The sequence below is a fragment of the Allohoeflea poritis genome (genome assembly GCF_027889715.1).
Taxonomy (GTDB): Bacteria; Pseudomonadota; Alphaproteobacteria; order Rhizobiales; family Rhizobiaceae; genus Hoeflea_A; species Hoeflea_A poritis.
This window is the reverse complement of the sequence record NZ_JAPJZH010000016.1, coordinates 82,721-105,115: the sequence shown is the minus strand read 5'-3', so window position 1 is coordinate 105,115 and position 22,395 is coordinate 82,721. Positions and strand designations below refer to the sequence as shown.

Annotated in this window: 18 protein-coding genes; 13 read left to right on the top strand and 5 right to left on the bottom strand. The window is 61.0% G+C overall.

What is annotated here, in order from left to right; translation table 11 throughout:
• Window positions 1-8 precede the first annotated feature (8 nt).
• The 9 genes from OOZ53_RS21240 to OOZ53_RS21200 all read left to right on the top strand — a co-directional run bounded on the left by OOZ53_RS21240 (window position 9) and on the right by OOZ53_RS21200 (window position 11,115).
• Window positions 9-1,064: a hypothetical protein gene (locus tag OOZ53_RS21240; RefSeq protein ID WP_271091742.1), complete on the top strand. Its 1,056-nt coding sequence runs from the start codon at window positions 9-11 to the stop codon at window positions 1,062-1,064.
• Window positions 1,065-1,083: 19 nt separating this feature from the next.
• Window positions 1,084-2,421: a Tol-Pal system beta propeller repeat protein TolB gene (gene tolB, locus OOZ53_RS21235; RefSeq protein WP_271091751.1), complete on the top strand. Its 1,338-nt coding sequence runs from the start codon at window positions 1,084-1,086 to the stop codon at window positions 2,419-2,421.
• Window positions 2,422-2,533: 112 nt separating this feature from the next.
• Entirely contained in the window at window positions 2,534-3,040 is a 507-nt protein-coding gene (pal, locus tag OOZ53_RS21230) for a peptidoglycan-associated lipoprotein Pal (RefSeq protein ID WP_271091741.1), read from the top strand.
• A gap of 55 nt (window positions 3,041-3,095) precedes the next feature.
• On the top strand, window positions 3,096-3,971 hold the full coding sequence (gene ybgF / locus OOZ53_RS21225; RefSeq protein WP_271091740.1) for a tol-pal system protein YbgF: 876 nt from the start codon (window positions 3,096-3,098) through the stop codon (window positions 3,969-3,971).
• 11 nt (window positions 3,972-3,982) lie between these two features.
• On the top strand, window positions 3,983-5,314 hold the full coding sequence (gene tilS / locus OOZ53_RS21220; protein ID WP_271091739.1) for a tRNA lysidine(34) synthetase TilS: 1,332 nt from the start codon (window positions 3,983-3,985) through the stop codon (window positions 5,312-5,314).
• Between the two features lie 149 nt (window positions 5,315-5,463).
• Window positions 5,464-7,401, top strand: a complete 1,938-nt coding sequence (ftsH, locus tag OOZ53_RS21215) for an ATP-dependent zinc metalloprotease FtsH (RefSeq protein WP_271091738.1) — start codon at window positions 5,464-5,466, stop codon at window positions 7,399-7,401.
• Window positions 7,402-7,544: 143 nt separating this feature from the next.
• Window positions 7,545-8,897 carry a phosphoglucosamine mutase gene (gene glmM / locus OOZ53_RS21210; RefSeq protein ID WP_271091737.1) on the top strand — a complete coding sequence of 451 codons (1,353 nt, stop codon included), beginning with the start codon at window positions 7,545-7,547 and terminating at the stop codon, window positions 8,895-8,897.
• Window positions 8,898-9,198: 301 nt separating this feature from the next.
• Entirely contained in the window at window positions 9,199-10,059 is an 861-nt protein-coding gene (locus tag OOZ53_RS21205; protein ID WP_271091736.1) for an outer membrane protein, read from the top strand.
• A 213-nt stretch (window positions 10,060-10,272) separates the two neighbouring features.
• Window positions 10,273-11,115, top strand: coding sequence for an outer membrane protein (locus OOZ53_RS21200; protein WP_271091735.1), 843 nt, complete (start codon window positions 10,273-10,275; stop codon window positions 11,113-11,115).
• A 135-nt stretch (window positions 11,116-11,250) separates the two neighbouring features.
• Here the strand turns inward: OOZ53_RS21200 and OOZ53_RS21195 are convergent, their stop codons facing one another.
• Together OOZ53_RS21195 and OOZ53_RS21190 are read right to left on the bottom strand one after the other, a co-directional pair.
• Window positions 11,251-11,862, bottom strand: coding sequence for an SH3 domain-containing protein (locus OOZ53_RS21195; protein WP_271091732.1), 612 nt, complete (start codon window positions 11,860-11,862; stop codon window positions 11,251-11,253).
• Window positions 11,863-11,996: 134 nt separating this feature from the next.
• Complete coding sequence (locus OOZ53_RS21190) at window positions 11,997-13,193, bottom strand: hypothetical protein (RefSeq protein WP_271091731.1); 1,197 nt, start codon at window positions 13,191-13,193, stop codon at window positions 11,997-11,999.
• Between the two features lie 212 nt (window positions 13,194-13,405).
• Between OOZ53_RS21190 and OOZ53_RS21185 the strand changes: the two genes are divergently transcribed.
• Together OOZ53_RS21185 and serA are read left to right on the top strand one after the other, a co-directional pair.
• Window positions 13,406-14,581, top strand: coding sequence for a phosphoserine transaminase (locus OOZ53_RS21185; protein ID WP_271091730.1), 1,176 nt, complete (start codon window positions 13,406-13,408; stop codon window positions 14,579-14,581).
• A gap of 67 nt (window positions 14,582-14,648) precedes the next feature.
• A complete protein-coding gene (gene serA, locus OOZ53_RS21180; RefSeq protein ID WP_271091729.1) occupies window positions 14,649-16,244 on the top strand; it encodes a phosphoglycerate dehydrogenase in 1,596 nt (531 codons plus the stop codon).
• Here the strand turns inward: serA and OOZ53_RS21175 are convergent.
• Window positions 16,241-17,134 (bottom strand): DMT family transporter, encoded by an 894-nt coding sequence (locus OOZ53_RS21175; RefSeq protein ID WP_271091728.1) that lies wholly within the window; start codon window positions 17,132-17,134, stop codon window positions 16,241-16,243. The genes serA and OOZ53_RS21175 overlap by 4 nt on opposite strands.
• Before the next feature lie 226 nt (window positions 17,135-17,360).
• Here OOZ53_RS21175 and OOZ53_RS21170 point away from each other — a divergent pair, with 226 nt between their 5' ends.
• Window positions 17,361-18,659 (top strand): adenylosuccinate synthase, encoded by a 1,299-nt coding sequence (locus OOZ53_RS21170; RefSeq protein WP_271091727.1) that lies wholly within the window; start codon window positions 17,361-17,363, stop codon window positions 18,657-18,659.
• 65 nt (window positions 18,660-18,724) lie between these two features.
• Window positions 18,725-20,212, top strand: coding sequence for a hypothetical protein (locus tag OOZ53_RS21165; RefSeq protein WP_271091726.1), 1,488 nt, complete (start codon window positions 18,725-18,727; stop codon window positions 20,210-20,212).
• A 24-nt stretch (window positions 20,213-20,236) separates the two neighbouring features.
• On the opposite strand, the gene rpoH is transcribed toward OOZ53_RS21165, so the two are convergent.
• The gene (rpoH, locus tag OOZ53_RS21160) at window positions 20,237-21,139 is read right to left on the bottom strand and encodes an RNA polymerase sigma factor RpoH (protein ID WP_271091725.1); all 903 of its coding nucleotides are present in this window, start codon (window positions 21,137-21,139) and stop codon (window positions 20,237-20,239) included.
• 213 nt (window positions 21,140-21,352) lie between these two features.
• Window positions 21,353-22,381: an RluA family pseudouridine synthase gene (locus tag OOZ53_RS21155; protein ID WP_271091724.1), complete on the bottom strand. Its 1,029-nt coding sequence runs from the start codon at window positions 22,379-22,381 to the stop codon at window positions 21,353-21,355.
• Window positions 22,382-22,395: the final 14 nt, after the last annotated feature.

Below are 22,395 nucleotides of genomic sequence, written 5' to 3'. Positions count from 1 at the left end.
CATCGGCGATGAAACTCGGCGTCCTCATATCCGCTTTTGCTCATGCGATGCTTTTAGGCTGGGGTCTGTTCTGGCTCTCCGCGCCTGATTCGCACGAGGCCGTGGAAATCGAGGCCGTGCCCGTCGACATCATTCCCGTTTCCTCGATCACGGAGATTCAGGAGGGCGACCGTTCCGCATCGGCGGCGGAGCGGGCAGCGCCGCGGCCTACAAGCCGTCCGAAGCCGGTCGAGGATGCGGTGAATGTCGGCGACAATACGGTAGACTTGAAACCGACGCCCGCCGAGCAGCCGTCCGAAAGGGTTGTCGAAGCAGCAGCGGAGCCGCAAAGGGCCGATATTGCCGAACCGCTTCCGTCCACGGAGCCCGAAGCGGTGCCGAGGCCGGCCGAGAAGCCTGAACCGGTGGCGGCGACGGAAGTCGCGGCCCTGCCGGAGCCGCAGCGTGAGGTCGCACCCGATCCGGTGGCGGAAGCTATTTCCCGCGCCGAGACGGCGAAGCCGGAGTTCGAGCCGCTGCCGGAAAAGGTGCCGACGCCGAAACTGCGTCCGCAGCCGCCCAAGGCGCAGACCGCCAAGACGCCGGAACGCAAGATCAACGAAGACCGCCAGCAGACATCCAAGGTGGCCTCGACCCGCGACAGCGATTTCAATGCGGACGAGATCGCCGCGCTTCTGAACCGCGAGGATCCGGCCGGCGGCGGGGCGCGGCGCAGCCAGCAGGAGGCCGCGCTCGGCGGTCAGCGAACCACCTCGGGCCTGCAATTGTCGCAATCCGAGATGGATGCGCTGCGCGGGCAGATCCAGCGCTGCTGGACCATCCGGCCAGGCATGGCGGATGGGGATGACATCCGCGTGCGGGTCACGATGCGCCTCGACCGCAACGGCGAAATCGAGGGCGCACCCGCCGTTGAAGCTTCGGGCGGGACGGCCAATGTGAGACGGGTTCTTTCGGGCGATGCCCGCAGGGCCGTCCTGCGCTGCGCGCCCTACAACCTTCCGACTGAAAAATACGAGACATGGGCCGATGTTGTGGTTAACTTCGACCCGTCACAGCTGTTTTGAGGGAAATTCCTTGAGCACGATGCCTACCGCACTTCTTCCGACGCCAATTGCCGTGCTGAGCGGTTTCCTCCTGAGGAGCTTGGTCATCATTTGCGGCCTTGCCGCAACGGCCCTGCCGGCCAGCGCGCTTGTCGAAATCGATATCAACCAGGGCAATGTCGAACCGCTGCCAATGGCGGTCACCGATTTTGTTTCCGAAGATGACCTCGGGCCGAAAATATCCGGCGTGATCGCCGATGATCTGCGCCGGTCCGGTCTGTTCGCGCCGATACAGAAGGCAGCGTTCATCCAGAAGATCTCCAATCCGGATCTTGCGCCCCGGTTCGAGGACTGGCGTGTCATCAATGCGCAGGCGCTGGTGGTCGGCCGCGTGAGCAAGGAGGCCGACGGACGGCTGCGGGCCGAGTTTCGCCTCTGGGACACATTTGCCGGTGAGCAGCTGATCGGACAGCAATTTTTCACGCAGCCGGAAAACTGGCGGCGCGTTGCGCATATCATTGCCGATGCGATCTATGAGGAATTGACGGGCGAGCGCGGCTATTTCGACACCCGCGTCGTTTTCGTTTCGGAAACAGGGCCGCGCAATGAACGCCAGAAGCAGCTTGCCATCATGGATCAGGACGGCGCCAATCTGCGCTTTCTGACGCAGGGCAACGACCTCGTGCTGACGCCCCGTTTCTCGCCGAGCCGCCAGGAGGTCACCTATATGTCGTTCGCCGACGGCGAGCCGCGCGTCTATCTGCTGCAGCTCGAAACCGGCCAGCGCGAGATTGTCGGCAACTTTCCGGGAATGACATTCTCGCCCCGCTTTTCGCCGGACGGCCAGAAAGTGATCATGAGCCTGCAGCAGGGCGGAAACGCCAATATCTACACCATGGACCTGCGCACGCGGGCAACAACCCGCCTGACCGATACGGCAGCCATCGACACGTCGCCATCCTATTCGCCGGACGGCAACCGCATCGTGTTCGAATCCGACCGGGGCGGACGCCAGCAGCTCTATGTCATGAATGCCGACGGCAGCAACCAGCAGCGGATTTCCTTCGGCGACGGGTCCTATTCGACGCCCGTCTGGTCGCCGCGCGGCGACCTGATCGCCTTCACCAAACAGTCCGGCGGCAAATTCTCGATCGGCGTCATGCGACCGGACGGTTCCGGCGAGCGCATCCTGACGACGGGTTTCCACAATGAGGGACCGACCTGGTCGCCGAACGGTCGGGTGATCATGTTTTTCCGTCAGCCGGCGGGCGCTTCCGGGCCGCAGCTCTATTCGATCGATCTGACCGGCTATAACGAGCAGAGGGTGGAAACGCCCAATTACGGTTCCGATCCGGCCTGGTCGCCGCTGTTGAAATAGGCACAGACCAGTCGCATCGATGCCGCAATGTACTGTATAAGGGTCACGCGGCGCTTTGCCTGTCAGTCGGGCACCGAACAATTCCAGTGTCGTCATAACGAGGAGAACGACCATGAACCTGATGATGAGCATAGCGCGCAGTCCGGCTGTGCTGGCGCTGGTTGCCGTGCTTGCCCTGGCAGGCTGCTCGTCCAAGAGGACGCTTCCGAACAGTCCGGGCGAACTTGGTCTGGGGGGCAGCGGCGCCGTGCCCGGATCGCAGCAGGACCTGACGCTGAATGTCGGCGACCGGATCTTTTTCGACACCGATTCGGCGGCTATCAGGCCGGACTCGGCAACAACCCTCGACCGGCAGGCCCAATGGCTGAAGAAATATCCGGACAAGTCGGTAACGATCGAAGGTCACGCCGACGAGCGCGGTACGCGCGAATACAACCTTGCGCTGGGTGCAAGGCGGGCTGCGGCGACCCGGTCCTATCTGATCTCCAAGGGCATTTCGTCGAACAGGATCAAGACGATCTCCTACGGCAAGGAACGGCCGGTTGCCGTGTGCGACGACATTTCCTGCTGGTCGCAGAACCGCCGCGCCGTAACAGTCGTCTCCGGCGTAGGCAGCTAGAACAGGCATGGTAAGGGGCATCGGGGTAGCGCTGTCAAAGCAAGGGTAAAGAACAATGATCGCAACTTCCCGCATATTCGCCGCCTGCCTGTCGCTGGCGATCGCACCGGGGCTCGCTCATGCGGCCGGGGCAGCGATGTCCGCAACCGCCGGCATCGCGGTTCCGGAAACCGTGCCCGAGGCGCCGATTGTTCTGGTGCAGGCGGGCGACGCCACCTTCCGCATCGGCCAGCTCGAGGAGCAGGTCCGAATTCTCAACGGGCGCATCGAGGAAATGAACTTCCAGCTGTTGCAGATGCAGGAGCAGATGCGCCAGATGCAGGAGGACAACGAGTTCCGGTTCCAGGAATTGGAGAATGTCAGCGGCGAGCGCACCGAGGCGGAGCCTCCGCAGCCGCAGGGCGAACGAAACGTTGTCGTTCTCGATCCGGCGAAACAGTCGGACGGCACGCAAGATCTCGGAACAATCACATTCGATCAGAACGGTGAAATGGTCGATGACCGGCAAACCGGCCAGGATCAGACGCAGACGGCGGCTTTGCCAGCGTCCGATTCCGAGGAACTCTACCGCGTGGCCTATGGGTTCATCCTGTCGGGCGATTATCCCCAGGCGGAAGCGGCCTTCCGGAACTATATCGACCAGCATCCGGGCGAGCCGAAAATGGCCGATGCCTATTTCTGGCTGGGTGAAGCCCAGTATTCGCAGGGCACCTATCATGAAGCGGCCAAGACGTTGCTGACTGCGCACAAGCAGTTTCCGAGCGCGCAAAAGGCCCCGGAGATGTTGCTGAAGCTCGGCATGTCGCTTGCGGCGCTTGACAATCGCGATACGGCCTGCGCCACTTATCGCGAAGTGCTTACGCGCTATCCGAGTGCATCGGATGCTGTGAAAAGCAAGGTCGCCGTCGAGCAAAGCCGCATGAGCTGCTAGAATGGGGTGAGGTGTCTGGGGTCCAGCCGGAAGTCGCGATTGAGACATTCATTTCCAGGCTGCGGCCGTCCAAGACCCTGTGCGTCGCCGTTTCCGGAGGCAGCGATTCGACGGCGCTGCTGCACCTCCTCGACAAATATGTAAGACACGCTGGCGGGCCGCGGCTTGTCGCGGTCACCGTCGATCACGGCCTGAGAGCGGCCTCCGCCGTGGAGGCGAAGCAGGTCGCCGATTTCTGCAAATCGCGCGGCATAAGGCACATCACCAAGCAGTGGACCGGAAAAAAACCGGAAAGCGGCCTGCAGGACGCGGCCCGCAATGCCCGCTATGAATTGCTGCGCGAGGCGGCTTTATCCGTCGGCGCAGCCGCCGTGATCAGCGCGCACACGCGCGACGATCAGCTCGAAACCATACGGATGCGGCAAAGGCGGGGTATGGGCCGGGGGCTTTCGGGGATGGCCGAAGCGGTGCTTTTCCGGCGCGATTGCTGGATATTGCGGCCCTTGCTGACGGTTTCCAGGGGCGATCTTCGCGCCGCGCTGGAGCGCGACGGCATCGGCTGGATCGACGATCCGAGCAATGATGACCGGCGCTTCGAGCGGGTGCGCGTGCGGCAGGAGGGCGGCAGTCCCGAAATCGACAGCGGGTTGCTGTCGATGGTCGATGCGATGGCCGCAGCGCGGCGCAAGGACGGCGAGCGGCTGGCGCGGTTCCTCCATGACGATGTGGTCGTGCATGGCGATATGCTTGCCGAACTGCCGCTGGTTCCGGAAGGCCTGTCCGACGTGCTGCAGCAGGCTGTGGCGCTCATGGCGGCGCTGCTCGGCGGGCGCGCCTATCTTCCGGGCTCGCGCTCGCAGGACCAGATTGCGCGGCTGGTCGCCGGCGGCGGGCCGCCGCGCGTCAATCTGAGCCGCTCGGTGATCGACAGGCGGGCACGGCGCGTATTCGTCTATCGCGAGCGGCGATCTATACCGACGATGCGGTTGCCGGCGGGTGGGCAGATCATCTGGGACGGGCGCTATCGGCTGGTCAGTCGCTACAAGCGGCGATCGGTGTTGATCGGGCCCGCGGACGATGCCGGCGGGTTTGTTCCGCCGGACCTGTCGGATCAATTGCCGCCGGGGGTTGTTTCAAGGGCAGCCCGTGCCCGGCCTGCGTTGATTGTGCCGGCCGCTGCAAAGTCGCCGGAAACGCGGCAGGCAGCATTCGGGTCGCGTTATCTTGAGATGATCCGATACTTCACGCATTTCGACCTGTTTCTGCCCGATTTCGAGCGTAGCGTGGCCGATGAATGCGCCGCTTTGTTCGGTTTGCCGCCCTATCCGGAACCGCCTTTGTAACAAAGCGTTCAGTGCAGGTGGCTATTAATTGCCGCACTTGTCGCATCTGCGCTCCGGGTGGTCTTGGCAACGGACCGTCGGGGACCTATGTTATTGCCACATGAAAATGCCCGCCAAATGGCGGGCCGCCGGTTGTTTCGGGGTACCGCATGAACCCAAATTTCAGGAATTTTGCCCTCTGGGCAATCATAGCGCTGTTGCTTATCGCCCTTTTCAATATGTTTCAGGGGCCGAATGAGCGCAGCGCGTCGCGTGAAATCAGCTATTCCGAGTTCCTGCAGGACGTCGACAATGGGCAGATTCGCAATGTCACCATCGTTGGCGACACCATTACGGGCGTCTATGCCGATGGCAACAAATCGTTCCAGACCTATTCGCCGGGCGATTCGGGCCTCGTGCAGCGTCTCGAGGACCGTGGCGTTGGCATAACGGCAAAGCCGGAAGTCGACGGATCGAACACATTCTTCGGCTATCTGATCTCATGGCTGCCGATCCTGCTTATTCTGGGTGTCTGGATTTTCTTCATGCGCCAGATGCAGGGCGGGTCGCGCGGCGCCATGGGTTTCGGCAAGTCGAAGGCGAAGCTCCTGACCGAATCGCACGGACGCGTGACGTTTGACGATGTCGCCGGTGTCGACGAGGCCAAGGAAGACCTCGAGGAGATCGTCGAATTCCTGAGAGATCCGCAAAAGTTCCAGCGGCTCGGCGGGCGCATCCCGCGCGGCGTGCTTCTGGTCGGACCGCCCGGAACCGGTAAAACGCTGCTGGCCCGTTCGGTGGCCGGCGAGGCGGCTGTGCCGTTCTTCACCATATCGGGTTCCGATTTTGTCGAGATGTTCGTCGGCGTTGGCGCCAGCCGCGTGCGCGACATGTTCGAACAGGCGAAGAAGAATGCACCCTGCATCATCTTCATCGACGAAATCGACGCCGTTGGACGCCATCGCGGCGCCGGCCTCGGCGGCGGCAATGACGAGCGCGAACAGACGCTCAACCAGTTGCTCGTCGAAATGGACGGTTTCGAGGCCAATGAGGGCATCATCCTGATTGCCGCGACCAACCGTCCCGACGTTCTCGATCCGGCGCTGCTGCGTCCCGGTCGTTTCGACCGTCAGGTGGTGGTGCCGAATCCGGACATCATCGGCCGCGAGCGCATTCTGAAGGTTCATGTGCGCAATGTTCCGCTGGCGCCGAATGTCGATCTGAAGGTGATCGCGCGCGGCACGCCGGGCTTTTCGGGCGCCGACCTGATGAACCTCGTCAACGAGGCGGCTCTCATGGCCGCCCGGCGCAACAAGCGTCTTGTCACCATGCTCGAATTCGAGGATGCCAAGGACAAGGTGATGATGGGTGCGGAGCGACGCTCCAGCGCGATGACGCAGGAGGAAAAGAAGCTCACGGCCTATCATGAATCCGGGCATGCCATTGTCGCGCTCAATGTCGAATCGGCCGATCCGGTCCACAAGGCGACCATCATTCCGCGCGGCCGGGCGCTTGGCATGGTCATGCAACTGCCCGAAGGCGACCGCTACTCCATGAGCTATAAATACATGGTGTCGCGTCTTGCCATCATGATGGGCGGTCGTGTCGCGGAGGAAATCACCTTCGGCAAGGACAACATCACCTCCGGTGCCGCTTCGGATATCGAGCAGGCGACGAAGCTTGCCCGCGCCATGGTGACGCAATGGGGCTTTTCCGACGAGCTCGGGCAGGTCGCCTATGGCGAGAACCAGCAGGAGGTCTTCCTCGGACATTCCGTTGCGCAGCAGAAGAACGTTTCGGAGTCGACGGCGCAGAAGATCGACAGCGAAATCCATCGCCTGATCGATGATGCCTATGCGACGGCGCGCAGGATCCTGACCGAGAAGAACAACGATTTCAAAACACTGGCCGAGGGCCTGCTCGAATACGAAACCCTGTCCGGCGACGAAATCACCGCTCTGCTGCGCGGCGAGAAGCCTTCCCGCGACATGGGCGACGATACGCCGCCTTCGCGCGGTTCGGCGGTGCCCAAGACCGGCGCAAAAAGCCAGGACGGCAAGGAAGAACCCGACAATCCGGATACGGGAATGGAGCCACAGCCCCAGTAACGGACCGTCAAGAAAAAGTTGCGAAAATGGCCGCTTGATGCGGCCGTTTTTGTTTGAAAGACTTGCAAACGATATCTGATCCACTTTGGCCGGTCAGAATGGTAGTGACCTGCCGCACGTATTGAGATCGAATCGAGGGACCCATGTCACGTCAGTATTTCGGAACAGACGGTATTCGCGGCAAGTCTAACACGTTTCCGATGACGCCGGATGTCGCCATGCGCGTTGGGCTGGCGGCGGGCAAGCTGTTCCGCAGGGGCGACCACCGCCATCGCGTCGTGATCGGCAAGGACACCCGCCTTTCGGGCTATATGCTGGAGAATGCGCTTGTCGCGGGATTTACCGCCTCGGGCATGGATGTATTCCTTCTTGGCCCGATCCCGACACCGGCTGTCGCCATGCTGACACGCTCGTTGCGTTCCGACATCGGGGTGATGATCTCGGCATCGCATAATCCTTATGTGGACAACGGCATCAAGCTGTTCGGGCCGGACGGCTTCAAACTGTCCGACGAGATCGAGATACAGATCGAACGGCTTATCGAGGCGGATATGTCGCGGCTTCTGGCGAAGTCCGAGAGCATCGGCCGGGCCAAGCGTATCGACGGCGTGCACGACCGCTATATCGAATTTGCCAAGCGGACGATGCCCCGCGACGTTTCGCTCAGCGGGCTGCGGGTGGCCATCGACTGCGCGAACGGCGCCGCCTACAAGGTTGCGCCGGCGGCGCTGTGGGAGCTCGGCGCCGAGGTCATCACGCTCGGAAACGAGCCGAACGGCCACAATATCAATCTGGACTGCGGCTCGACGCATCCGGTGGCGCTTGCCAAGAAGGTCCACGAGGTGCGCGCCGATATCGGTATCGCCCTCGATGGCGATGCCGATCGTGTGCTGATCGTCGACGAGAAAGGCGCCGTCGTCGATGGCGATCAGTTGATGGCGGTCATCGCCGAGTCCTGGTCGGGCGACAGCAGGCTGTCGGGCGGCGGCATCGTCGCGACGGTCATGTCCAATCTCGGTCTGGAAAGGTTCCTGACGGACCACGACCTGCAACTCGCCCGCACCAAGGTGGGCGACCGATATGTGGTGGAACATATGCGCGCCAACGGCTTTAATGTCGGCGGCGAACAGTCCGGCCATATCGTCCTGTCTGATTTCGCGACAACCGGTGACGGGCTTGTCGCGGCTCTGCAGATCCTCGCCTGCGTCAAACGCATGGACCGTCCCGTCAGCGAGGTCTGCCGCCGGTTCGAGCCGGTGCCGCAGCTTTTGAAGAATGTCCGGATATCCGGCGGCAAGCCGCTGGAGAACAAACATGTGCAGCAGGCCATCCGGTCCGCCGAGGAAGAGCTGGCCGAAAGCGGCCGCCTAGTCATCCGGCCGTCGGGCACAGAACCGCTGATCCGCGTGATGGCGGAGGGCGATGACAAGGACATGATCGAGCGGATTGTCGACCAGATCGTCGACGTTATCTCAGGCGTCCGCAGCGCCGCCTGAGACCCAAAAAGGGCCGGTTTCCGGCTCTCTCTTCACGTACATCACGCCCGGTGCTTCCTCCGACCGTGACGCGTTCGGCGGGGATCTTTTTTTGATCAACGTGCTTCCAAGAAACAGCAATATGCGATTTTTATTTGCTGTTACTTATTGTAATTATTACAGAAAATTCGATTCCTCGGTAAACGGACATAGATAACAGGCTCTTAACCTTTTTACGCGACACTTCCTAGCGTGCAATTCAAACATCGCCACGGCGCGGGCATTGGGGGTCCGTCCTGTTTGGTGGGCGCGGAGTAGTAAAATGAGAGTTTACCTGATTGCAGCCACAACGGCACTCGTTGCCGCACCGGCATGGGCTGCCGACACGATTCCAACACCGACGCCGGAGCCGGTACCGGTTTATCATTCCGAGATGCGTGGCACGACCCATGTTGCCGATGGCGACTGGTCGGGCGCCTATGTCAAGGGGCAGGTCGGCTATGCCTGGCCGGCGATCCGCGGCGCGACCTATGCAGTTGGTGGCGGTACCAACATTTTCGCCACGCATTCCGTCGACAACACCTGGTTCGCAGGCGTCGGCGCCGGTTATCAGATCAACCGGTATCTGAGAACGGAACTGATGTTCGACTATCTGTTCGATTCCGATTTCACCGGTTCAACCTATGGCAGCTGCGGCGTCGCGGCAGATTGCGTATCGACCGACCTGTCGAGCTGGAATGCCTACTCGTTGATTGCCAGCGTCTATGTCGATCTTGATTTCTGGGGTCACGGCTCCGCCTGGGGTCACTTCGTCCCATATGTCGGCGGCGGTATCGGTGGTTCCTACGTCAATTGGGACGATCTGCAGAACACCTCCTGTGAAGTGGGCGATCCGACAAACTGTGATCCGACGGTCACCCATGAGGGCGGCGGCTCCTGGCGATTTGCCTGGGAAGTCGGTGCCGGTGGTTCCTACTACTTCCGCTGCGACTTCGCCGGGGAAGCCGGATACAAGTATCGCCGTATCGAGGGCGGAAACTTCTTCGGCAACGCGCTCGGTGCAGGACCTGGCTGGGACTCCGGTTTCAGCGCGCACATGGTCAATGTCGGCCTGCGCTACTATCCGGGCCGCGACTGCGAGCCGCCTTACGAGCCGCCGGTCGTTCCGCCGGTCTACAAGTAAATCCGGCAATCACGCTTTTATGAAACCGCCCGGCCCAGCCGGGCGGTTTTGCGTTGTGGAGGATTTTCTTCGTGTTCATGGATAATCACCCGTAAATGAACGTGGTGAACAAACATGCTTAACCGCAACTTAACCAGTTTGCCCGATAGTCATCTCATGGACGTAGCTCGCGGTGGCGATTCACACTCCGAGCCTGGCAGAGGAACTGGTTTAATGATCAAAAGTGTATTGTCCCGTTCACTGATTGCCGCGCTGCTCGTGGGCGCGTCGAACGCGGCGCTTGCGGCGGATCTGGACAACATCATCTATGCGCCGGAACTGCCGAGGACCGTGCCCGTGGAAGTGGGAAACGGGTGGTATCTGCGCGGTGACGTCAGCTACGATTTTTCAACGAGCGGCGACGCCACGTCCTTCAGGTCCTGGGATTTCAACACCAGCACCGAAGGTCCGGCGGTTGGTTATTCATCTTCCTCGTTCGAGACGGATTGGGGTGTCGGCCTCGGCCTCGGCTACCAGTTCACCAACTGGCTGCGCGGTGAAGCAATGCTGAATTATCAGCGCGGCACTTTCAGCGCGACCAGCAGTTCGGCGGCTGTTCCCTGTACGGGTCTGTTGGCTGACGGTTGTGACACCAGCGGTGCTGCGGATTTCGAGTCCTATGGCCTGATGGCAAACGGCTATGTCGACCTCGGCACCTATTCCGGCTTTACGCCCTATGTCGGTGCCGGAGCAGGTTTGACGCTGGTGGATTACGACAGTTATGTCGCGTCGGAAACCTGCGTGGGCGCATGCCCCGGCGGAACGACGCCGGTTACGGTTTCGCATGCGGGACAGGCCGACTGGCGCTTTACCTACGCGCTTATGGCCGGTGTTTCCTATGAGTTCGTCCGCAATCTGAAGGCGGATCTGGGCTACAGATATACCAATGTCGGCAGCGGCGACATCTATGGCTTCGACAGTGTTTCGGCAGCGGCCGGCGCCACCGGCGTTCAGAGCTCCGACAACGGCTATTCGACCCATGCCGTAACGGCCTCGCTGCGCTACGCCCTCTGGTAGGAACCGGACCGTATCAAAGACAGGCGGGCCCATCGGCCCGCCTTTTTTGTTGCGTCAATCAAAATCAGAAATGCTCTGACCGCACCCGCGGACGTGGCGGCACGCATCGTGCCGCCACAACTATTGGGCTATCCGTCAGCGCCGGTGCCAAACACCGCCGTGATGGGGGGCGGGATGTCCGCCGCCGTGATGCGGGCTGTAGAGCGGTCCGTAAGGCCCGTAGGGGTGGTACGGATGGTACGGGTGATATGGATGATATGGATGATATGGATGGTACGGATGATAGGGATGATACGGTCCGTATGGTCCATAGGGTCCGTACGGGTGGTACGGATGATAGGGCGCGTAGGGATGATAGTACCGGTTCCAGTAGGGGTACCAGGGATAGTTCTGGTAATGCGCGTGCCAATAGGCCTGGTTGAAGACAACAATGCCAATGCCCACCGCGACTGCAACCTGCGGTGTCAGAACGGTTCTCTGACCGTTGTTGACGGTAAGGATGTATGACGACGCGATCCAGCCGCGCGCCGCATTCCAGGATATGTCGCACCAGTCATAGCCGGACTGGCAGCCATAAACCTCGATGGTTGCATTCTGGGGCAGGGTTGCGATGACCGGATAGTTGGTTCCCGGGCCGGCGCGAAGATGCACGGTCGCGGTCGTATAGCCGGTCGTCTGTGCAAGCGCCGCCGTGGCGATCAGAGGCATTATCAGGGCCACCACTGCCCCTAGAAATAGCTTCCTCATGGGTTTGTCCTGTTCAACTGGTTGAGCACGGAAATATTAGATAGCCGGGCGGGTAACCGGTCAAGTTAATGATTGATGAAGACGGCGGGTGTCGCGCAACGCCGGAGATAGGTCAGTGGTACCGGTTGTAAGCGTCAGGCTGCGAACAAGCCGCTCAACCGGTCGTCGACCTCGTATCCGGCGTCTGGCGGCGTTGCGAAAACGGATCGTTCATATTTCCAGTTCGTGTTGATGCCGGTGAAATGCAGATAATCGATCCCGGCGTCTGTGCCGGGCTGCATGCCGGTCACGCAGTGGATTTTCCACTGGCTTTGCGGCGGGATTTTTTGCGGCACCGCGCACCATTTTAGGGCGCTGGGACCGGCTTGCGGCTTCTTGTATTTAAAGTCGCGATGTCTGAAGCCCTGTCCAGGTGTATAACCATCGATTGCCGATGATATCCAGGTGCCGGCGTATTGAAGATAGCCGTTGGCCGACTGTTCGGCGGCTTCAAACACGGTTTGCCCGGACGATGCCGGCAGAACCAGTTCATCTATGTCGGCGTTGAGCACGGATGACGCATTGCGAAGAAAGCGGCGGCGCGCAAGTTCCAAAGCCGCGTATTTGCTGAAGTTGGAGTCCCATAGCTGGTATTTGCGGCCATGGCGCCAAAGATCGAAGGGCAATGTCAGGATGCCCGGACGGAAAAGGCCTCGAAAGCGAAGCTGTCCGAAACTCGGCCCGAACTTGAAAGGCCAGTCGACCACCCAGAAGTTCCGGATTCCGTCGATCCGGCGGGCAAGATCAACTATCTCACGGGCGTCATATTTGGTCGATTGATTGTCAAAGAAAAGGAAGCTGTCCGCCCGCTGCATCCTGACATGGTATCGGACCCACTCGTCGATCCAGGACAGTTCGTTGTCCCTTGACATTGTAACCATCGCGCGGGAGCCGCGAAACGTATCATTGTGGGACTTGCCGATCGTACTTTGCAATGCTGCGGTGTCGGTTTCGATCTCAAGGATGGGGTGCCCGTTCGGCCCGGCCGCCAGTTCGACCGCGCAGCACCGGTCCAGTGCCCTGGCTTCCGGCGCGGCCGATACCGCTTCTCCGCCAACGCTGAACCGTCCCTTCAAAACGGTTTCGGAAAGGTTCCAGAGCGGAGGGCCGATCAGGCACAGCGATCCTGGCCGTTCCTCGAAGACATCGTAGAATATGGTGGTGTCGTCAAACTTCTCGTCGAAATCGGCATCGCGGAAGTTCATCGGCCTTCGCGCCTGACGCCTCAACACGGCCGGATCGGGAGAGATCATCGGATTGAGGTCTATTAACTTGAACCGGTCGTCGTTCACGTTACCTGTTCCCAGATGCCAAGCTTGCCGTTGAAACCAGGCCAATAGTTTTTGAACGGATCGGCGGCGTCAATTCACCGCTGATCTTATGCACATCTTGCGCTGCGACAATCGATTCCGAATTGAAGCTTGCACCGCAAGGCGCTTTTGGCTATCTCCGTCCGTGGGACACCCCTCCCCAACGAGGGGCAACTATCTGGAAGGATAGCCACATGACTGAGACTGCCAAGCCGGACCTGCGTCCGGCCAATCCCCGTTTTTCATCCGGACCCTGCACCAAGCGCCCTGGCTGGACGCCCGACGCGTTGCGTGATGCGGCCCTCGGCCGCTCCCATCGCGCCAAGGTCGGCAAGGGTAAGCTCAAACAGGCCATCGACAAGACCCGCGCATTGCTCGGCGTGCCGGACGGCTACCGCATCGGCATCGTTCCGGCATCCGATACCGGCGCCGTCGAGATGGCACTCTGGTCGCTGCTCGGCGCCCGCGGCGTCCATATGCTCGCCTGGGAATCCTTCGGTTCCGGCTGGGTCAGCGACGTCGTCAAGCAACTCAAGCTCGACGATGTCGAGGTTCTTGAGGCCGATTACGGCCAACTGCCGGATCTCGACCAGGTCGAGTTCAACCGCGACGTCGTCTTCACCTGGAACGGCACGACCTCGGGCGTGCGGGTCCCCAATGGCGATTTCATTCCGTCCGACCGTGCCGGCCTGACCATCTGCGATGCGACCTCCGCCGCCTTCGCGCAGGACCTGCCCTTCGACAAGCTCGACGTGGTCACATTCTCCTGGCAGAAAGTGCTCGGCGGCGAGGGCGGTCACGGTGTTCTTGTCCTAAGCCCGCGTGCCGTTGAACGCCTCGAAACCTACACGCCGCCCTGGCCGCTGCCCAAGATCTTCCGCATGACCAAGGGCGGCAGGCTGATCGAGGGCATTTTCGAGGGGGCGACAATCAATACGCCCTCGATGTTGTGCGTCGAGGATTATCTGGATGCGCTCGGATGGGCCGAACAGATCGGCGGTCTGCCAGCGCTTTTGCAGCGCGCCGACGAGAATGCCGGCGTTGTCGCCGATTTCGTCGCGCGGACGGCCTGGATCGACTTTCTGGCGGAAAGGCCGGAAACAAGGTCCAATACCTCGGTCTGCCTGACAATCGTCGATCCGCGCTTCAAAGCGCTTTCCGAAGACCGGCAGGCGGCTTTCGCCAAGGAACTGGTGGCAGTTGTGGAGGCCGAAGGGGTTGCGCTCGATATCGGCGCCTACCGCGATGCTCCGGCCGGTCTGCGGATCTGGACCGGCGCAACCGTCGAGAAATCGGACCTCGAAGCGCTGATGCCCTGGCTCGACTGGGCCTTCAAAACGCAGATCGCGGTTCTTGAGTCAGCTGCCTGACTTAGTTTTGGGCCGCACGGTTGCGGCCTTTTTCATATACGTTTGCGAATTTAAAGGGAGGCCTTCCATGGCACCGCGCGTACTTGTCTCAGACAAGCTTTCAGAAACCGCCGTCCAGATCTTCAAGGACCGCGGCATCGACGTCGATTTCCTGCCCGATGTGGGCAAGGACAAAGAGAAAATGCTCGAGATCATCGGCCAGTATGATGGTCTTGCGATCCGTTCGGCAACCAAGGTCACATCGAAGCTGATCGCGGCGGCGGACAATCTGAAGGTTGTCGGACGCGCCGGCATCGGCGTCGACAATGTCGACATTCCGGCCGCGTCGCGTCGCGGCATCATCGTCATGAACACACCCTTCGGTAATTCGATCACGACCGCCGAGCACGCCATCGCGCTGCTGATGGCCGTCGCGCGCCAGATTCCGGCCGCTGACGTTTCCACACAGGCGGGAAAATGGGAGAAGTCCCGTTTCATGGGTGTCGAGCTCACCGGCAAGACGCTGGGTGTCGTCGGTTGCGGCAATATCGGTTCGATCGCCGCTGCGCGGGGCATCGGCCTCAAGATGCGGGTCGTCGCCTACGATCCGTTCCTTTCCGTCGAGCGGGCCGAGGAAATCGGCGTCGAGAAGGTCGAACTCGACGAGCTTTTCACGCGCGCCGACTTCATCACGCTGCATGTGCCGCTGACCGACAAGACACGCAACATTATCAATGCCGAAGCCATCGCCCAAATGAAGGACGGTGTGCGCATCATCAACTGCGCGCGTGGTGGGCTTGTGATGGAAGCCGATCTCGCCGAAGCCCTGAAGTCGGGCAAGGTGGCGGGCGCCGGCTTCGATGTGTTCGAGACCGAGCCGGCGACGGACAGCCCGCTTTTCGGCCTGCCGAATGTCGTGTGCACGCCGCATCTGGGTGCATCGACCAGCGAGGCACAGGAAAATGTCGCCCTGCAGGTGGCGGAGCAGATGTCCGATTACCTTCTAAAAGGCGCGGTGACCAATGCCATCAACATGCCGTCGATCAGCGCCGAGGAGGCGCCGCGTCTCAAGCCGTTCGTCAAGCTGGCCGAGGTGCTCGGCGCCTTTGTGGGGCAGGTGACGGAAAGCGCCATCAAGGAAGTGGACATCCTCTATGATGGCTCCACTGCCCAGATGAACACAAACGCATTGACAAGTGCCGTGCTTGCCGGGCTCATCCGCCCGCAGGTTGCGGACGTCAACATGGTATCGGCGCCGGTCATGGTGAAGGAACGCGGCATCATCCTGTCGGAAGCACGGCGCGACAAGTCGGGTGTGTTTGACGGCTACATTATGCTGACTGTAAGGACCGCCAACAAAACCCGCTCGATCGCCGGAACCTGCTTTTCCGACGGCAAGCCGCGGTTCATCCAGATCAAGGGCATCAATCTGGATGCCGAGGTCGGTGCGAACATGGTCTATACGACGAATGCCGATGCGCCCGGCATTATAGGCCTGCTCGGCACGGTCTTCGGCAAGGCCGGCGTCAATATCGCCAACTTCTCGCTGGGAAGAAACCGGCCCGGCGGCGATGCCATCGCGCTGCTTTATGTGGACGAGCCGGTCAGCGAGGATGTGCTGGACATGGTGCGCGGCCACGAGGAAATCGAGTCCGCCAAGCCGCTGGTCTTCGATATCGGCTAGCCGGTCTGCGTCTGGCTTGGTTTGTGCTCGGCGAGCGCGATGCCGCCGAGCACGAGAACCAGCGCGATGATGTGGTAGGCAAAGAGTTCTTCGCCGAGCAGCGTGACGGCGAAGAACGTGCCGAAAATGGGCACCAGGTTGATGAACAGGCCGCCCCGGTTGGCGCCGATCAATTCGACCCCCCGGATGAAGCAGGCCTGTGAAACGATGGACGGAAAGACCGCCGCATAAGCGAGCACAAGCCAGCCCTGCAGATCAGGCAGGACCAGGCTGCCGGAATAGGCCTCCCAGGCGGTAAAGGGCATGCCGCCGAGAATGGCGCCGACGGACAGCGCCGTCATGGCGCTCAACCAATGCAGCTTCGGCATCCAGCGCAGTGACACGGTATAGGCGCCGTAAAACGCGATCGACAGGATCAGCAGTGCGTCGCCATAGCCGACATCCAGACGCAGGATGCCGGCCAGATTGCCGTGGGTCGCCACCAGGGTGACGCCGATGAGCGAAATGAAGAAGCCGACCATCTGGCCTGCGCTGACGCGCTGGCCGAACAGAAGAAAGTTGGCGATGAAGACGAGCAGCGGCATGGAGGCCTGTTCGATCGCGCCGTTGATTGCGCTGGTATAGTTCAGCGCCAGATAGTAGAAATTGTTGAACAGCGCGAAGCCGACCACGCCGAGCACAAGCAGAAGCAAGAAATGGCGGCGGATCGTCGGCCACTCCCGGCGCATCTGCGGAAGCGCGAAGGGCAGCAGAATGGCAAGCGCGATCAGCCAGCGCCCGCTGGTCAGAAGGGCCGGACTGATATGGCCGGCCGCCAGCTTGCCGGCAATGGCGTTGCCGCCCCAGCCAAGCATCGTGATCGTCAGCAGAATGTAGGCCCTGATCGCCATGGACAATCTCATCGGGAAAAGAAGGCGCACACATCTGGCAACCGGTACGCGATGTCAACACTCAATTGGCAAAGCGCTGAGAAACAACCGTTAATTTCGCCCGAACATGTGTCTGTTGTTCAAGCTTAATTCAGCCGGGAGATTTCCCTTGGATTCAACATGCGCTATAGATGCGCCGGTTTGAATCGAAGGCAGCGACAGGCTGCCGGCCAGACAAGGGGAATTCATGACGAATGTCGTGGTGGTCGGCTCGCAGTGGGGCGACGAAGGCAAGGGCAAGATCGTTGACTGGCTGTCGGAGCGCGCCGATGTCGTCGTGCGGTTTCAGGGCGGTCACAATGCCGGCCATACTCTGGTTATCGACGGGATCAGCTACAAGCTCTCGCTTTTGCCGTCGGGTGTCGTGCGGGAAGGCAAGCTGGCGGTGATCGGCAACGGCGTCGTTATCGACCCGCATGCGCTTGTGGCGGAAATCGACCGGCTTGGCGAGCAGGGCGTCAGCATTTCGCCGGAAAACCTGCGCATCGCCGACAACGCGACCCTTATCCTGTCGTTGCACCGGGAACTCGACGGCATCCGCGAGGATGCCGCGTCCAATTCCGGAACCAAGATCGGTACAACGCGGCGCGGTATAGGGCCTGCCTATGAAGACAAGGTCGGCCGGCGCGCGGTGCGTGTCATGGACCTGGCGAATATGGAGACGTTGCCGGCGAAAGTGGACCGGCTGCTGACGCACCACAATGCTCTGCGACGCGGCCTCGGCCAGGAGGAAGTCGGGCATGACACCATCATGAACGAGCTCAAGGAGGTTGCCGGCCGCATTCTTCCGTTCAGGGAGACCGTCTGGCGGCTGCTCGACAAGAAGCGCCGGCGCGGCAAGCGCATCCTGTTCGAGGGCGCCCAGGGCACGCTGCTTGACATTGATCACGGCACTTATCCGTTCGTGACCTCGTCGAACACGGTGGCGGGGCAGGCGGCCGCGGGTTCGGGTATGGGACCTGGTTCGGTCGGCTATGTTCTGGGAATAACCAAAGCCTATACAACGCGTGTCGGGGAGGGGCCGTTCCCCACCGAGCAGAACAATGATGTCGGCCAGTTCCTGGGCGAGCGTGGCAATGAATTCGGTACGGTAACGGGCAGAAAGCGACGCTGCGGGTGGTTCGACGCGGTTCTGGTGCGCCAGGCGGTGGCGACCAACGGGATTACCGGCATCGCGCTGACGAAACTCGATGTGCTGGACGGGCTGGACGAGCTCAAGATCTGTGTCGGATACCGACTTGACGGTCAGGAAGTGGACTTCCTGCCGGCAAGCCAGGGCCAGCAGGCGCGGGTCGAGCCGATCTACGAGACGCTGGAGGGCTGGAAGGGCTCGACGGTCGGCGCGCGCAGCTGGAACGAGCTGCCGGCGCAGGCGGTCAAGTATGTGCGACACATCGAAGAGCTTATCGGCGCACCGGTCGCTCTTTTGTCAACAAGTCCTGAACGCGATGACACAATCCTTGTGACCGATCCGTTTGAAGACTAGGCTTAGGAAAGAACGACAAGAATACGTGTTAAGTCCCGCCGGGACGATTTGTACAGAGCAGTTATATGGTGGATTTTGTAGCGGTTATTGAAAAAGCTGTCGACGGGTTGAGCGACAACACGCCGCAAATGCGTGAGAAGGTCTATGAAAAGGCCCGCGGCGCGATCCGTCGCCAACTGGACAATATCGACCCACCAGTCAGCGATGCGGTTCGCGACAAACAGCTTGCGAGACTCGAGGAAGCGATCCTTGAAATCGAGGACCGCCATGCGGATGCATTCCCCGACATCGATGAAGATGCCTTTGCCGACATCCTCTCGGACGGACAGATCGACGAGGACGATATCGGCGAGGAGGAGCCGGTTGCCGCGCCAAGACCTGCCCATCGGACTGCTGCCAGGCCAGCGCCGGCGCTCGGGCCGGAAATGGACGATGACGACGATGAGGAAGACGATGACGAATACGGCGGCGGCTTCGACGATTCGATTGAACCGGAGCCCCGCCGTATGGGCGAGAGCCCGGTCGCGGATTATCTGCAGCCCCGGCGCCGCAGCTCGATGGGCGTTGTCCTTGGTGGTGTTCTCACGCTTGTCGTCTTCGTCGCCGCCGGGATCGGCATCTGGATGTTCGGCGACAGCCTGTCGGCGCTATTCGGCGGATCTTCCTCCAATGTGCAGACGACATCAGTGCAGACAGATTCGGGTAATGCCGGACAGGATCAATCCGACGGTGCATCCGGACAGGACGGGCAGACACAAGGCGGTACCGCCGTGGATGGACCGCCGAAATTCACCCAGCGGCTTATGCCGGACGGTTCCGAGACCGACGAGGGGCCGGCGGCCGGCTCCAGCCTTGCGAGCGACGCTGAAGGCAAATCCGTCGCCGCGCTTGACCTTTCGGAGCCCGAACCCGCACCAGCGGGCGAGCCGGCACCTGCCGCATCTGCTGAGCCCCAGCAGCAGAACACCGAATCACTCGCCGAGCCGCTCAGGGTCAGCCAGAAGATGTTTCTTTACGAGGAACGTCTCGGCCAGCAGGCACCGACGGCGGAGCAAGGCAATGTAATCTGGAGCATTGTGCGTGAATCGCCGGGCGATAACCTGCCGCCGGAGCCGGCGATCGAAGCGCAGATCACGGTCCCGGGAAAGGGCCTCAGCGCGATCATGACCATCAAGCGCAATGCGGATCAGTCGCTGCCGGCCAGTCACCTGATCGAGATCGTGTTCGCCTTGACGGAAGAATTCGACGGCAATGGTATAGGTGCAATCCAGAACTTCGCACTGAAGCAGACCGAACAGGACACCGGCGATTCGCTGATCGCCGTGCCGGCCAAAATCACCGACAGCTTCTTCATGATCGCGTTGAATGACTATGTCGAGGCGGTGCAGCTCAATCTGAAACTGCTGCGGGAACGCCGGTGGATTGACCTGCCGGTCAGCTACGGCAATGGTCGCCGGGCACTGCTGACTCTGGAAAAGGGCACAACGGGCGCCGAGGTGTTCGATCAGGTGATCCGGGCTTGGGAAGCGCGCACCGCCAGCAGCACGCAATAGCGCGCTGCCGGCGATGCATTTTTCTTACTCAGCGACAGGCTGAAGACTGCTGGCACGCTCCAGGGCTGCCTTGCGGACCGCATTCTGTACCTTTTCGAAGGCACGGACCTCGATCTGGCGGACCCGTTCGCGGCTGATGTCAAATTCGCCGGAGAGCTCTTCAAGCGTCAGCGGCGTTTCCGACAAGCGTCGCGCCTCGAATATCCGCTTTTCGCGGTCATTGAGAACGTTGAGCGCCGAAGCCAGCATGGCACGGCGATCTTCGAGCTCATCCTGCTGAATGAGCAATGTTTCCTGGTCCTCACTGTCGTCGACCAGCCAGTCCTGCCACTGGCCGGATTCGCCCTCGGCGGCCTTGATCGGCGCGTTCAGCGAGGCGTCGCCGGAAAGGCGGCGGTTCATGGAAACGACCTCGTCCTCGCTGACATTGAGCTTGTTGGCGATCTCCGCGACCTGATCCGGTCTCAGGTCGCCGTCGTCCAGCGCCTGGATCTTGCCCTTCAGCTTGCGCAGGTTGAAGAAGAGCCGCTTCTGATTGGCGGTGGTGCCCATCTTCACCAGTGACCAGGACCGCAGGATGTATTCCTGTATCGATGCCTTGATCCACCACATGGCGTAGGTGGCGAGACGGAAACCGCGTTCCGGATCGAATTTCTTGACCGCCTGCATCAGGCCGACATTGCCCTCGGAAATGACTTCCCCGATCGGCAGGCCATAGCCGCGATACCCCATGGCGATCTTTGCCACCAACCGCAGATGGCTGGTTACCAGCGTATGGGCTGCATCGGTGTCGTGATGCTCGTGATACCGCTTGGCAAGCATGTATTCCTGCTGCGGTTCCAGCATCGGAAAACGGCGTATTTCTTCGAGATAACGGTTCAGACCGCCTTCGCCAGCGGTCACCGTCGGTAAGGTGTTTCGGGCCATTACAGCACCCCTCTTTCGCTTTTTCGGCTCCCTCTTCGAGGCAAGCCCGCCATGCCCCTTGTCGTGCGGGCACATTTACGTTTGAGATAGTTACGATTGAAGGCGAGATCAAGCCAGTCGGGCGTATATCGCTTTATGGTCTTGATTCTATGGGCTATTCGGTCAAATTTGTGCGCCCGATCTGCGACAATTTGGCGCAGCTGAGAATTCCGCCTAAAGCATTGATAACGCATCGATAACCGACGCCATGTCAGATGGAGCCGGTGCTTCGAATCGAAGGGTTCGCCCGTCGCGTGGATGAGCGAACTGAAGGAGATAGGCGTGCAGCGCCTGACGCCTGAGGGCCGTGACGGCAGCGGCGGCCTGATCCGGCAGTTTGTTGACCTTTGTGCGAAAGGCGCCGCCATATTCCGGATCGCCGATCAGCGGGTGCCCGATATGCTGCATGTGAACGCGGATCTGATGGGTCCGGCCGGTCTCCAGGCTGCATTCGACCAGCGAGGCGAGGGCTTGTCTGTCGCCGGATTCGCCGTAGCGCCGGCGCACTTCATAATGGGTGACGGCATGGCGGCTGTCTGTCCGGCCGGCATGGTGGACGGATCGTTTCGTGCGGTCCGACCCCGAACGCCCCATGGGCGCGTCGATCGTGCCCTTGAGCTGTTCCGGTCGTCCCCAGACAAGCGCGAGGTAGGCACGCCGAAGCGGGCCGTTACGGCCGTGATCGGCAAACTGCTCCGCCAGCCGGTTGTGGGCAAAATCGTTCTTTGCGACGACCATGACGCCGCTGGTGTTTTTGTCGAGGCGGTGAACGATGCCGGGACGCCTGACGCCGCCGATGCCCGACAGGGATTGCCGGCAGTGATAAAGCAGCGCATTGACCAGGGTTCCGGAATGGTTGCCCGCGCCCGGATGCACCACGAGCCCGGCCGGCTTCGCGATCACGATGACATCGTCATCCTCGAAAAATATGTCGAGCGGAATATTTTCGGGCTCCGGAGTTGCATCTTCGGGCTCCGGCAGCCGCAACTCCACACTGTCACCAGGTGATATCTTGTGGCGGGCTTCGCGCACGGGGCTGCCATTGACCGACACCGATCCTTCCTTGATCAGGGCCTGGATACGGCTGCGGGAAACGGCCCCGGCAAGGGCGGCCGCCAGCCATGCGTCGAGCCGGCCCGATGCGGATTCATCGGCGATGAGCACTTTCCTCTCGCCCGGCGCTTGGGTAAAGGGTTCAGTCATAAAACTGCAATCCG

Bases quoted from the DNA above. Each gene is read 5' to 3' on its own strand.
- OOZ53_RS21240 (WP_271091742.1), top strand. From the start codon at position 9: ATGAAACTCGGCGTCCTCATATCCGCTTTTGCTCATGCGATGCTTTTA.
- tolB (WP_271091751.1), top strand. From the start codon at position 1,084: ATGCCTACCGCACTTCTTCCGACGCCAATTGCCGTGCTGAGCGGTTTC.
- pal (WP_271091741.1), top strand. From the start codon at position 2,534: ATGAACCTGATGATGAGCATAGCGCGCAGTCCGGCTGTGCTGGCGCTG.
- ybgF (WP_271091740.1), top strand. From the start codon at position 3,096: ATGATCGCAACTTCCCGCATATTCGCCGCCTGCCTGTCGCTGGCGATC.
- ftsH (WP_271091738.1), top strand. From the start codon at position 5,464: ATGAACCCAAATTTCAGGAATTTTGCCCTCTGGGCAATCATAGCGCTG.
- glmM (WP_271091737.1), top strand. From the start codon at position 7,545: ATGTCACGTCAGTATTTCGGAACAGACGGTATTCGCGGCAAGTCTAAC.
- OOZ53_RS21205 (WP_271091736.1), top strand. From the start codon at position 9,199: ATGAGAGTTTACCTGATTGCAGCCACAACGGCACTCGTTGCCGCACCG.
- OOZ53_RS21200 (WP_271091735.1), top strand. From the start codon at position 10,273: ATGATCAAAAGTGTATTGTCCCGTTCACTGATTGCCGCGCTGCTCGTG.
- OOZ53_RS21195 (WP_271091732.1), bottom strand. From the start codon at position 11,862: ATGAGGAAGCTATTTCTAGGGGCAGTGGTGGCCCTGATAATGCCTCTG.
- OOZ53_RS21185 (WP_271091730.1), top strand. From the start codon at position 13,406: ATGACTGAGACTGCCAAGCCGGACCTGCGTCCGGCCAATCCCCGTTTT.
- serA (WP_271091729.1), top strand. From the start codon at position 14,649: ATGGCACCGCGCGTACTTGTCTCAGACAAGCTTTCAGAAACCGCCGTC.
- OOZ53_RS21175 (WP_271091728.1), bottom strand. From the start codon at position 17,134: ATGGCGATCAGGGCCTACATTCTGCTGACGATCACGATGCTTGGCTGG.
- OOZ53_RS21170 (WP_271091727.1), top strand. From the start codon at position 17,361: ATGACGAATGTCGTGGTGGTCGGCTCGCAGTGGGGCGACGAAGGCAAG.
- OOZ53_RS21165 (WP_271091726.1), top strand. From the start codon at position 18,725: ATGGTGGATTTTGTAGCGGTTATTGAAAAAGCTGTCGACGGGTTGAGC.
- rpoH (WP_271091725.1), bottom strand. From the start codon at position 21,139: ATGGCCCGAAACACCTTACCGACGGTGACCGCTGGCGAAGGCGGTCTG.
- OOZ53_RS21155 (WP_271091724.1), bottom strand. From the start codon at position 22,381: ATGACTGAACCCTTTACCCAAGCGCCGGGCGAGAGGAAAGTGCTCATC.